Source organism: Phormidium sp. FACHB-1136 (genome assembly GCF_014697375.1).
Classification (GTDB): Bacteria; Cyanobacteriota; Cyanobacteriia; order Phormidesmidales; family Phormidesmidaceae; genus Nodosilinea.
In genome coordinates, this window is record NZ_JACJRS010000009.1 from 76,739 (window position 1) to 88,721 (window position 11,983).

12 protein-coding genes are annotated in these 11,983 nt (G+C 57.5%); 7 read left to right on the plus strand and 5 right to left on the minus strand.

Annotated features, from left to right (window positions below):
* Window positions 1-62: 62 nt before the first annotated feature.
* Both H6G62_RS04745 and H6G62_RS04750 read left to right on the plus strand, forming a co-directional pair.
* Entirely contained in the window at window positions 63-299 is a 237-nt protein-coding gene (locus tag H6G62_RS04745) for a hypothetical protein (RefSeq protein ID WP_190492961.1), read from the plus strand.
* 300 nt (window positions 300-599) lie between these two features.
* The gene (locus H6G62_RS04750) at window positions 600-1,235 is read left to right on the plus strand and encodes a peroxiredoxin (protein ID WP_190492962.1); all 636 of its coding nucleotides are present in this window, start codon (window positions 600-602) and stop codon (window positions 1,233-1,235) included.
* A 255-nt stretch (window positions 1,236-1,490) separates the two neighbouring features.
* Here H6G62_RS04750 and H6G62_RS04755 read toward each other — a convergent pair whose 3' ends face one another.
* The gene (locus H6G62_RS04755) at window positions 1,491-2,228 is read right to left on the minus strand and encodes a thioredoxin domain-containing protein (RefSeq protein WP_190492963.1); all 738 of its coding nucleotides are present in this window, start codon (window positions 2,226-2,228) and stop codon (window positions 1,491-1,493) included.
* 170 nt (window positions 2,229-2,398) lie between these two features.
* Here H6G62_RS04755 and H6G62_RS04760 point away from each other — a divergent pair, with 170 nt between their 5' ends.
* Entirely contained in the window at window positions 2,399-2,992 is a 594-nt protein-coding gene (locus tag H6G62_RS04760; protein ID WP_242051828.1) for a carbonic anhydrase, read from the plus strand.
* Between the two features lie 71 nt (window positions 2,993-3,063).
* Here H6G62_RS04760 and H6G62_RS04765 read toward each other — a convergent pair whose 3' ends face one another.
* From H6G62_RS04765 to H6G62_RS04780, 4 genes are all read right to left on the minus strand, one after another.
* The gene (locus H6G62_RS04765) at window positions 3,064-3,783 is read right to left on the minus strand and encodes a pentapeptide repeat-containing protein (protein ID WP_190492964.1); all 720 of its coding nucleotides are present in this window, start codon (window positions 3,781-3,783) and stop codon (window positions 3,064-3,066) included.
* Window positions 3,784-3,876: 93 nt separating this feature from the next.
* A complete protein-coding gene (locus tag H6G62_RS04770; protein WP_190492965.1) occupies window positions 3,877-5,460 on the minus strand; it encodes a B12-binding domain-containing radical SAM protein in 1,584 nt (527 codons plus the stop codon).
* A gap of 352 nt (window positions 5,461-5,812) precedes the next feature.
* Window positions 5,813-6,544 carry a 2-phosphosulfolactate phosphatase family protein gene (locus tag H6G62_RS04775; RefSeq protein ID WP_190492966.1) on the minus strand — a complete coding sequence of 244 codons (732 nt, stop codon included), beginning with the start codon at window positions 6,542-6,544 and terminating at the stop codon, window positions 5,813-5,815.
* 176 nt (window positions 6,545-6,720) lie between these two features.
* On the minus strand, window positions 6,721-7,899 hold the full coding sequence (locus H6G62_RS04780; protein WP_190492967.1) for a response regulator: 1,179 nt from the start codon (window positions 7,897-7,899) through the stop codon (window positions 6,721-6,723).
* Between the two features lie 323 nt (window positions 7,900-8,222).
* On the opposite strand from H6G62_RS04780, the gene H6G62_RS04785 reads away from it, so the two are divergent.
* From H6G62_RS04785 to H6G62_RS04800, 4 genes are all read left to right on the plus strand, one after another.
* Entirely contained in the window at window positions 8,223-8,522 is a 300-nt protein-coding gene (locus H6G62_RS04785; protein ID WP_190492968.1) for a DUF1816 domain-containing protein, read from the plus strand.
* 161 nt (window positions 8,523-8,683) lie between these two features.
* A complete protein-coding gene (locus tag H6G62_RS04790; RefSeq protein WP_190492969.1) occupies window positions 8,684-8,842 on the plus strand; it encodes a HetP family heterocyst commitment protein in 159 nt (52 codons plus the stop codon).
* 489 nt (window positions 8,843-9,331) lie between these two features.
* A complete protein-coding gene (locus H6G62_RS04795) occupies window positions 9,332-9,583 on the plus strand; it encodes a DUF1830 domain-containing protein (protein ID WP_190492970.1) in 252 nt (83 codons plus the stop codon).
* Between the two features lie 109 nt (window positions 9,584-9,692).
* Complete coding sequence (locus H6G62_RS04800) at window positions 9,693-11,795, plus strand: chemotaxis protein CheB (RefSeq protein ID WP_190492971.1); 2,103 nt, start codon at window positions 9,693-9,695, stop codon at window positions 11,793-11,795.
* The last annotated feature ends 188 nt before the right edge of the window (window positions 11,796-11,983 follow it).

Sequence of the window (11,983 nt, forward strand, 5' to 3'; positions counted from 1 at the left end):
ACTCTACTACGCCGTTGATCTCCCCTCAAACCACCTTAAAACCACCCTATTCGGTACCTGCAATGCTCTTCAAGCTCTTGATTATCCTCCACACCCTAGGGGCCACCGTGTGGACAGGCGGACATCTGGTGCTGTTATTGGGCACCCTGGCCCTGGCTATCCACGCCCGATTCTTCATCATCCCCAACCTGTCGGCGGAAACCCTCAAGTCCCTGGCCTTTCACATTGTGGGCGTCACCACCCTCGCCGTTCTCTTTGTGGTGCTGGGGGCTGGCATTCGCCTCGGCGGGCTGACCTGAGCACCGTCCTCAACCGTCAAAGCCTACTCTGCCTATGGAGATTTGAGGACACACCTTAGGGGAAATCTCTGTTGCAACTCTGGCGCAATCCCCTTGAGATTAAGGGTTTCAACGACTGCGCCACCCAAACCAATCGGGGTGGTGGAACCAATCATTAAGATAATCCTCTAAACTCCGACCGGAATACCGGGGTTTATGCAAGAATAGGGAAACGATGGTGCCCAGGCCGCACCAATCGTTTGTCTGGTGGCGCGTGGTGATCGGCTGCGCCCTGTTATTGAGATTCCTAGGAGATTTGTGATGACCCTACAACTTGGCGATCAAGTTCCCAACTTTACCCAGCAAAGCAGCGAGGGTGAAATCAACTTCTACGACTGGGCGGGCGATAGCTGGGTGGTGCTGTTCTCCCACCCCGCCGACTACACTCCCGTTTGCACCACCGAACTGGGCAGCGTAGCTAAGCTCAAAGGCGAATTTGACAAGCGCGGCGTCAAAGTCATCGCCCTCAGCGTCGATAGCGCTGAATCCCACAACGGCTGGATTGGCGACATCACCGAAACCCAGGGCGTGGCGGTCAACTACCCCATCCTGGCCGACGAAGACAAAAAAGTCTCCGACCTCTACGGCATGATTCACCCCAACGCCAACGCCAAACTCACCGTGCGGAGCGTGTTTGTGATTGACCCTGCCAAGAAACTGCGCCTCACCATCACCTATCCCCCCAGCACCGGACGCAACTTTGCCGAAATCCTGCGGGTGATCGACTCCCTACAACTGACCGACAACTACAGCGTAGCCACCCCCGTAGACTGGAAGGATGGCGATGATGTGGTGGTTTCCCCCGCCATTCCCACGGAAGAGGCCCGTCAGCGCTTTCCTAAGGGCGTGACCGAAATCAAGCCCTACCTGCGCATGACCCCTCAACCCAACAAATAAGTTTCCTTCACACACCTCGGTCAGCCTGTAACCTCTGACCGTTAACCCCAAGGGCGCATTCCAACGAGTGCGCCTTTTTTGTGCTGTTTGCACGGCTTTCTTCATCCTTTGGGGGATGGGATCGACGCCATCGTGATCTAATCCTAAATCCGGCTTGTTTACCCCCGGTATCAGCGGGCAAGGAGACCTCGCCCCTAGGGTTTGCTGGGCTGGGAATCGGGGTGATTCGATGGGGATTGGGTATAAGGTTGCAGGTTAGGGCGTCGTCGGTGGGGAGGAATTGAACTTAATGCGGCCACTAATGTCCTGAAACAGGGTTTCCATTAACTCTGGGGTAACGCCACCTGGAATGAGCAAATCGTTCATTAAAAAGGTGGGGGTACTTGCCAGTTCTAGGCGCTGGGCTAAGGCCAAATCTTGCTGAACGGTGGCCTCTGCTTCAGGGCTAGCCCGGTCGCGGTTAAACCGCTCCAAATCTAGCCCCATGGCCGTGGCTAATTCGAGATAGAGATCCTCCCCTAGCCGTTCCTGGTTGGCAAAGAGGCCATCGTGGTACAACCAAAATTGCCCCTGTTGACCTGCGGCCCAGGCGGCTTTCGCGGCTGGGGTAGCTTCGGGGTGAATGTTGTTGAGGGGAAAGTGCTTATAAACGTAGAGTAAATCCTCCTGATGACGACGCACAAAGTCTTTCATCTGGGCAGCGGAAACAGCGCAGTAGGGGCACTGAAAATCGGAAAACTTAAACAGCACAATGGCGGCATTGGGGTTGCCCTGGGTTGCTGACGTCGCCAGCAAGTCTGCTCGATCTAAACGGGTGATGACCTCGGTCACCAGCGCCTGCCGAGGCCCCGTAGGCACTGGCTCGTTAGCCCCCAAAAGCCCCTGCCAGGGCACCAAAGCCAGCATGGGCACCACCAACCCTAAAAGCATCATCCCCAAGCAAAACCATAGCAACCGCTTAGAACGCAGAAGTTTTTGCCAGATTTGTTCCATGGTCTTCCTTGTAGGGTGGTCGGCACCTAGGACGGAGATGAGGATGGCAATCCTATATCTTCCAGCCTTTGGGATGGAATCAAGGCTGGAAGATACCGCTGGGTGTCGTCGTAATGCCCTTATATTAAAGGCTGTCTTGCCCCTGTCATCTACCTGCTTAAGCGACGGCTATGTCTCCCTCTGCGAACGGCCCCGACTCGACCGCCCCCCAACCGCCCCAGATGGCCCGCCATTTGGGACACTGTGGCTGTGATCGCCGCTGGTTTCTGAGGGTAGGGCTTTGGGGGGCAGTGGCCTGCCCACTTTTGGGCAAACCTCAACTGGCCCAGGCCGAACCCCACCCAGCCCAGGCCCTTGTCCTAAGCTGCATAGACTTTCGCATGGTAGAGGCCGAGCAGCAGTTCTTGGCCCAAAAGCAACTGAGCCATCGCTATGACTGGGTCGCCTTGGCCGGATCGTCCCTGGCGCTGGCGGGCTTTCCCCACGCCGCCGAGGCCGAAACGTTTTGGGATCAGCTTGAGATTTCCCAACAACTGCACCACATTAACCGCGTCATCCTCCTCGACCACCAAGACTGCGGAGCCTACGCCAACCACGTTGACCCTACCCTCAGCCAAGATCCCCAGCGGGAGCAACAGGTTCACGCCATCTACCTAAACCAGGCTTACCGCGCCATTACCGCCAAATATCCCGATCTCAGCGTGGAACTCTATTTCCTCCGCCTTGATGGCACCGCTTACCCGGTGTTGCCCACCGTAGCCTAGCCCCGGTGATATCTCGCGACCAGCACGGTTAGTCCGGTGGGCTGATGTGCCCGGTTCGTTGAGTGGAATTGTTATGGCAGGGTGAGATCGATGCCGTCGGGGAGTTGGGCACCCGTCAGATCGGTCTGGGTGAGGATGGCCCCGGTGAGGTCGGCCCCGCGCAGGTCGGCCCCGCACAACATGGCCCCGGTGAAGTCGGCATAGCTGAGGTCGGCCCCTTGCAGGTTGGCTTGGCTGAGGTTGGTTTTGGGGGCATCGGGCCGAAAGCCTTGGCCGAGGCGAGCGCGGCAGAGTTTGGCCCCTTGCAGGTTGGCCCCCACCAAGGAGGCTCCGTTGAGGTGGGCATAGCTGAGGTTAGCGGTGCTCAGGTTGGCCCCATTCAGGTTGGTGGCTTGGTCGGAACTGGGGCGAAAATCGGCTTCGATCAACAGTGCCTGGGTAAGATCGGCCCCTTGGAAGTTCACTCCGCAGAGAATGGCCTTGACCAGGTTGGCGGCAGTGAGCACCGCCTCGGCAAACACGGCCCCGCTGAGGTCGGCGTCGCGCAGTTGAATTTGGACACCGTGGGCCTGGGTAAAATCAGCTCCCCACAAAAGGGCTTCGCTGAGGTCGGCCTGGGTGAAGGTGCTACGGATAAAGCGGGTGCGCCCTAGGCGAGATTGGCGCAGATCGCTATGGCTGAAGTCGGCCCCGCTGAGGTCGGCCTGGAGGAGGTCGATTTCTAGCAAGGTCAGGCCCGTAAAGGTGCGATTCCCCGCCCGATAGCGGTCTAAGATTTCGCCAGCATTCATAGGTCTACCGTGGCCAAAACACCCCAGCAGTGTACTGCATTCTCATCCCTCCCCTAGACCCAGGGCGGAATTTTGCCGTTGGGGAATCGCCCGCTAGGCGGCCATGGTGACGGGTTCTGGCTGGGGAACCCTCTCTGGAGCCAGCGGATCGAACCCAAGCTGATCGCTGATGCGGCGACGTACCAGGGATCGGTATTCCCAAAAATGTTCTCCGGCAGCACAGAGCCCCAGGTAGGTATTGAGAATGTGGGGGCGCTGGAGCAGGATAATCCCCAGTTGCCGCCAAAATTGCCCGCGAATGTCGGGTCGGCGAATACCCTGGTGCCAAATCACCTGGGCCACCAGGCGCAGCCCTTTGCCGAGGGGGAACTGCATGGCCTGGTGATCGTGCCGACGGCTGCTGAGGTTGAGGCACTGCCGAAGGCAGCGGTCAAGGTAAGCTTCCGGGTCGTAGAGCATCCAAATGCCCTGGACATACTCGCGGGCGATGGTGGCGATGGGGCGGGTGGGAACAAAGTTCATCAGGGTATTTTGATCCCCCGTGGGGTGGCCATTGGCGGCCAATAAGCGCCCTTCCCGGTGCAGCCGTTCCCACAGGGCCGTATTGGGGAGAGCCTGGAGGATACCCAGCATGGGTTGGGGAATACTGGTGGATTTCACAAAGGCTTGGATGCGATTCCCGGCTCCCTCCCGTTCGCCATCGAAGCCGAGGATAAACCCGGCATAGATCAGCAGTCCGGCGGCGTTAATTTTGGCGCAGGCTTCCACGAGGGGGTTGCGGGTGTTTTGCACCTTGCGGGTGATGTGCAGACTGTCTTGGTCGGGGGTTTCAATGCCCAAAAACACGCCAAAGAACCCAGCCTGCCCCATGAGGTCTAGCAGTTCCTCGTCCTCCGCCAGGTTCACCGAGGCTTCGGTTAAAAAGGTAAACGGGTAGCGATGCTGCTGCATCCAGGGAATCAGATCCCGCAGGAAGGCTTTGACATTGCGTTGGTTGCCAATAAAATTGTCATCGACGATGAACAGTGACCCCCGCCAGCCCAGATCGTAAAGCGCCTGGAGTTCGGCTAGGGCTTGGCTAGGGGTTTTGGTGCGGGGCTTGCGGCCATAGAGGGAAATGATGTCGCAAAATTCGCAGTTAAAGGGGCACCCCCGCGAGAACTGGATCGCCATCATCAGGTAGGCGTCCCGTTGCAGCAGGTCGAAGCGGGGCCGGGGGCTTTGGCTGACATCGGGCTTGTCGGCGGATCGAAAGATGCCCTCGGTGTCGCCGCGTTCTAGCGCCTCCAGGAAGGGGGGCACCGTCATTTCCCCTTCGTCCAACACCAAAAAGTTGGCCCCCGCGCCCAGGGCATCTTCCGGCACCGAGGTAGGGTAGGGGCCACCCACCGCCACGGGTTTACCCAGGCGCACAGCCCGTTGAATCAGGGCCAAAAAATCCGGCTTTTGGACAATCATGGCGGAAATGATCACCAGATCGCACCAGTCCCAATCGGCTTGGGTTTCTAGGGCCACATTGCGATCACAGAAGCGAATCTCCCAATGATCAGGCAGCATCGCCGCCACGGTGATGATCCCCAGGGGCGGAATCACGGCCTTCAGTCCGGCGATCTCCATAAAGCGGTCGTAGGACCAAAAGGATTGGGGAAACTTGGGATAGAGCAGTAGGGCTTTCATGGATGTGATCGGATACCTTTAGAAATCGCTCTCCAGGAAGCTGGCCTCAGCATAGTGGGCCTGTCTGGTTCTGCCCTGCCAAAATGCCTATCCGCCCGCCAAAATGAACAATGGCCCCACTCCGAAAAGCAGGGCCATCGCACTCAGGTATAGGGGATTCGGTATAGATCGGTCGGTGTAGGTGAGCCTGTATCGCGGCCAGAAGGCTAGGATACGGGTTGGCTTAAGGGGGTTCACATAGGTGCCGGGTGGCTTGGGTACAGAATAGGGGAGTTCCTGTAAAGGAATGATAAGGCCATGATGAAGGTTTTCCGAAGAATTGCGGTATTCACTTATCCTCCAGGTATGGCCCCTAGCGCACCAACACCCCCGCCGTTTGCTGAATGGGCACCACGTTCAACACATCTAACTGAGCGCAGTATTTCAAGTCGGCTTCGTTGTTGAGGCGTAGTAGCCGTTGGCCGTGGCTGGCGTGGTGCATGAGATCCAGCAGTTGATCTTGCCATTGTTGATAGAGGCTAACGGCCCCAATCACCGCATCGTTGCCCGCCAACTCTTTGAAGCTTTGCCCGGTGGCGTCCAAAATGCCCTGGATGATGGCCCCAGCGCAGACGGTGTCCTCTAGGGAGTAGGTGCCTTCCCAGCCAGAGCCCACGAGCCACACGGTTTCCGGGTTGCGATCCAGCAAAAAATCCACCACGGCCTTGCGGGTAGTGAGGGCGGCGGTAATCACCGTGGGGGCGTGCTCAATGCGTTTGAGGCAGCGGGTGCCGTTGGTGGTAGACATAAACAACCGCTTGCCCCCCGACTGGTCTGCCGAATGATCCAGCGGCGAATTGCCCAGATCGCAACCTTCCACCATGCCGCCACCCCGTTCCCCCGCCCGCAGGCGTTTGTCGCTGGGCCAATCGGCACTGACCGCCAGGAGTTCATCGATATCGCTAAACACCTGGATGGCTTCGGCCCCGGCAGCCAACGCGGCGGCCATGGTAGAGGTGGCCCGCAGCACGTCGATGGCAATGGCACAGTCGGGGGTGGCCCCATCGGGCACTTCTTCAGGGATGTGATAGAGAAATAGCTTCACGGCGGGGAGATCTCAACTCAGTGATGATGGGCAAAGGGGGCGTGGCCTAATGTTTTAGACGGGCAGTAACCCAGTTTATGACGTTTCGTCCGGGTCTGCGGCACAGAAACAGCATAAAAAAACCTAGGGGCACGGCCAAGGAAATCATGCAGGTGGCCCCCTGCCGTGAGGATGAGCTAGACTGGCTTGCCTTGGAAAGCGCCAGAGGTCCCCAGCCCCAAGGGCCGCAAATCGCTTGGGATCTTCGCCAGTTCGGCCTGGGCCACAAGGCGGGCCAGTAGTTTTGGCCCCACAATGGGTTCCATCACAACGTCGTTCGCTCCCGCCGCAAACGCCCCATAGACCCAGTGAATCGATGGGGTGGTCAGGGTGACAATGACGGGCAACTGCCGCCACTGGGGGTGGGATCGCAGGTCTCGGCAGATCGCCAGGTTAAGGTTGGGGTCTGGCGCTGCGCCCAAAAACACAATATCGGGGCAGGTCGTCTGCAACATTGTCCATATATGGTGCGGCTGCGTTAGCCCCACCACCTGAATCTGATCCGCCGGAAGATAGGATTGCAACTGCGCTAAATCAGCGTTGTTCTGGCCCACCACCAGCACACGAGGACGCTGGGACATGTCCCCACCTAGGGCGGCCTCCAGGCCGGAACCATCGGCCTGGGGGACGGCAACCTTCGGACGCCCATAGCGCATGGCCGGATTCAGCCGATAGCCGACCCGATGCACCGTTTCAATGAAATCGGGGGCGGCTCCAGCGGCCTTTAATTTCTGTCGTAGCCCCTTAATATGGGTTCTCACCGTCTCTTCCATGGGCAATTCGTGGGCCGTCCATACCTGGTCGAGGATGGCTTGGGCGCTAAATACCTGCTCTCCGTGGCGGAGGAGCAACTCTAGCAGGGCATATTCCTTGGGCGTTAGGGCTAGCAATTGCGATCCATAGTAAACCTGGCGGCAGGCCGGATCGAGCTGTAGGGCTCCCCAGGTGAGTTGGGGCAAGGTCATCTGATGACTGCGGCGCAGCAGCGCTAGCACCCGCGCCATAAATTCTTGGTGGTCAAAGGGTTTCACCACATAGTCATCGGCCCCAGCATTGAGGGCAACGGCCTTTTGCTCTGGGGTATTGGTGCCCGTTACCAGCAAAATCGGCATGGTTTTGCCCTCATGCCGTAGTCGCTGACAGAGGCTCACGCCATCCATCTCCGGCAACTGGAGATCTAGGATGACCAAATCGTAGGCAAAGGAGTCGATCATCACCAGACCTTGACGAGCCGTCGTCACGAGATCGGGTGCGTAGCTTTGGCTCACCATGAGATGGCCGATCACCTCGGCTACCAAGGGATCATCCTCAACCACCAAGATCCTCATAACTCCCCTTGCCGACAGGCACTACAGCACTACATATTTCTGTAACAAAATGTTCCGTGATTCCACGGTGTACATGCATCCTCACAGTTTTCTCACATCTTTACTGTAGAACCAAAGCATAGCCTCTCGTGGAATATAAAGCCAAATTTAAATATTTTCCGACGGTTCATAAAACCCAATTTTTTTCTAGACTCAGAACGCCAGGGCGATGAGCTAATTTTGATTGCCTTGGAGATGGATTTCTATGGCTTGTTTGCGTCATTCATGACTTGGGCAAGTCTACAGGCTTTGGATGTTTTTTGAATAGCGCCATGAAAAGAATCTTTCTGAATCTCCCTCAGTTCGGTAAAGGCAACTGGTGGGTCGAGGTGATTACAACCCAGCCCTACTGTATTTACTACTTTGGCCCCTTTACCAATGCCCGCGAGGCCAAACGAAAACAGCCCGGTTATATCCAAGATCTCGCCGAGGAAGGGATTGGTAGTATTCAAGCCATCGTGAAACAGTGCCATCCGACCCAACTGACCATTGTTGAGCCCGACGATAGTCATCTTGATCGCAAGGCCCATACTAGCGATATTCAGGAAAAGGACTTAAGCCCCTTGTACTAAAGGGACGTTTTCTATCACGGCACGCCTCATTGGCCAGGGAGTCGCGATAGCTTGAGAGGAAAGCTAGCCCATGCTTCGATCTCATCTTTGCGTCAACCATGAAATCGTGCGTTAAATCATTTTTGTCAATCATTTTTGTCAATCATTTAATCCATTGAGCTATGAACGCAGATCAAATTGAAACCATCACAGCCGCCATCATTGAGGGCAAATATTCCTGGGCCTGTGTACTTATTCTTCGATATGCCGGATATAACCCCGCCGACTATCTGCCCTATCGCACCTATCGACGTTTAATTCAAGAAAATCGTTGCCTCTGATGCTTGGGATAAGGTTTGTCTAAAAATAGTGAATTTCACTCCAATAACGGACACCGATCAGATCCCCCCTGCCCCCCTTAATAAGCTCCTGTGTATACACATCTTGTTTTCATGCCGCAAGTCCTCGGAGATCCCCCTAAATCCCCCTTGAAAAGGGGGACTTTGAATCCGGTTCCCCCCTTTTTAAGGGGGGCTAGGGGGGATCGATCCCCTATACCGTCTACGTCAAGGACTTATGTGTACACAGTAGCCCCAAGGGAGAGGGGGCTGGGGGGTGAGGGCTTCCGGGGCATCGGACTACTGACCTTACCCCGAACTGAGGTTAATAAGGGGGGGACAGCGTGAGCCTTAGACCGCTAGGTACTGGGGGGATCTAGCACCCAGAAAAGATGTATCTCACGCCACTGAGAACCGCTATAGGTAGCGCTACCGCCATCGATAGATCAGCTCCGCCCCTCATGTCACGAATAGGATAGAAAGGTCTTAATCATGTCAACCTTAACCATCATCACGGATCCCGTGGAGCCAGCCATTCTGTGCGGATACCGTAATCAAACCCCAGACCTTCAAATTGCGCGGGTTCGGAGGAACGATCATATCTATTCAGAGCGGGTTATTTTTCCCTACGACTGGCTATTGGTGGAAGCCCCCGCCGATGCCTACCTCGAAGTTGATGAACATGGCCCGTCCTCTTGCCTGCGCACCACGATTGCCTGTAGTGCCTTGCAAGTGTCCTGCTAGCGCCTATCGAGCCGGGTAACGGCGGGCGGGCAGGCCATCTGCCGTAGCGCAGGGCAGATCGGGGGATGTAGAATCGGCGATACGTCTAGCTCTCTACTCGTTCCCCGCTATGCCCCGCAAGCGTCCGCCATCTAGCCCGTCGTCGTTGCCCCCAAACGCCCCTGAGCCCCCTGAACCCACCCCACCAGAGGAAAGCGCACCGGAGGCCCCCTTTCCGGTGGTGGGGATTGGCGCTTCGGCGGGGGGATTAGAAGCCTTTACCCAACTGCTCAGCCATCTCCCGGCGGATACCGGGATGGCCTTTGTGTTGGTGCAGCATTTAGACCCCAACCAAAAGAGCCTGCTCAGCGAGATTTTGGCCCGCACCACCGCCATGCCTGTGCAGGAAGCCCAGGAGGGCATGGCCATTGCCCCCAACCAGATCTATGTGATCCCCCCCAATACCCTGATGACCCTGCACCAGGGATGTCTGCACCTCCGCCCCCGGAATGCGGGTAGTCGGGTGAGTCGGGCGGTGGATACGCTGTTGAGTTCCCTGGCCGAGGATTGGGGGAATCGGGCCATTGCCGTGATTTTGTCCGGGGGAGAGCGGGATGGCAGCCAGGGGTTAGAGGCGATCAAAGCCGCTGGCGGCATCACCTTTGCCCAAACGGCGGACTCGGCCCAGGTCAGCAGTATGCCCAATACGGCCATTGCCACGGGGCAAGTGGATTTTATCCTTCCCCCGGAGGCCATCGCCGCCGAACTGACCCGCATTAGCCACCATCCCTACCTCGCGACACCGCCGGGGCCGCCCGAAGAACCGGGCCTTGCCCCCACCCAGGAAGACGACTTTTTGGCCATTCTCAAGCAGTTGCAAGCGGCCTTTGGGGTCGATTTTAGAGCCTATAAGCGCACCACCCTTCAGCGGCGGATTCAGCGGCGCATGGCCCTGTACCACCTAGAAACCCTGGCGGACTATCGGCGGCACCTTCAGGCTCAGACCGTCGAAGTTCAGGCGCTATACGAAGAAATTCTGATCCATGTGACGGAGTTCTTTCGAGATCCCGAAGTCTTTACGGCCCTGAAGCGGGAGATTTTTCCGGCCATCCTGCGCGACCGTCCGCCCGATCTGCCCCTGCGCCTGTGGGTGGCCGGATGCTCTACGGGGGAAGAAGCCTATTCCATGGCCATCGTGCTGCTGGAATTTTTGGCCCACCATCCCCGCCAGCCCCAAATCCAAATTTTTGCCACCGATGTCAGTGAATTGGTGATTGAAAAGGCGCGGGCGGGCATCTATTTGCCCAGCCAGGTGGCCGAGGTATCTGCCGAACGCCTTCAGCGGTTTTTTGTGCCCACCGAGGGGGGCTACCAAATTAATAAAACCGTGCGGGAGCTATGTATTTTTGCCCGCCAAAACCTAGCCAGCGATCCGCCCTTTTCTCGGCTGGATTTAATTAGCTGCCGCAATGTGCTGATTTACTTTGGATCGGCCCTGCAAAAAAAAGTGCTGCCCATGTTCCACTACGGCCTCCGCCCCAGTGGGTTTTTGCTGCTGGGGTCTGCCGAAACGGTGGGAGAGTTTTCCTCCCTATTTCACCTGGTGAACCGCGCCCATAAAATCTATGCCAAGCAGCCCAGCCCCCTCCTGATCCCGATGGATCTGGGTGGCCCCGTGTCGTCAACGGAACCTGGGGGCACCGCCCTCGCCGTCCCCAACACCCCGGTTGAAACGAGCCTGTCGGAATTGGTCGATCAGGTGATTCTTAGCCGCTATGCCCCGGTGGGGGTGGTGGTGAACAGCCACCTCGACATTGTGCAGTTTCGGGGCCAAACCGGATCCTACCTAGCGCCCTCGCCGGGGCAGGCCAGCCTGAATGTGCTGAGCATGGTGCGGGAGGAATTGCGCCTAGACCTGCGCACCTTGCTGCACCAGGTACGCCAAACCGGGCAAGCGGCCTCCAAGACCGCCCTCGCCCTGATCGCAGGTGCCGTCCGGTCGGTGCAGATAGACGCGGAACCCCTGCCCCAACCAACGGCCACCGATCCTCACCTGTTGATTCTCTTCACCGAGATGGCCCCGCCCACCCAGCCGCCCGAAACCACGGCCCCAGCGGGTTCCCCCGCCGAGGCCCGCCCCGCCGACACTGACCTCCAGCGTCTAGAGCAGGATCTCAAAACCACGAAGGCCTATCTGCAATCCATCATTGAAGAGCAGGAGCTGACTGCCTGACAGAAGTGGGTGAAAGGCTTGAAACCTCGTGCTGCGAGGGGGAAAAGGTGAGGTGACATGAGACGCTGGAATTGCATATCTCAGGGTCTTTGCCATGCCAGCCACCACCTGTCTCTATGATCAAGTGCTGTCCTTGCTGCGTCAATATAGCCATCGTCGGGATCTGCGACACCTCAAGGCCTTGGCGT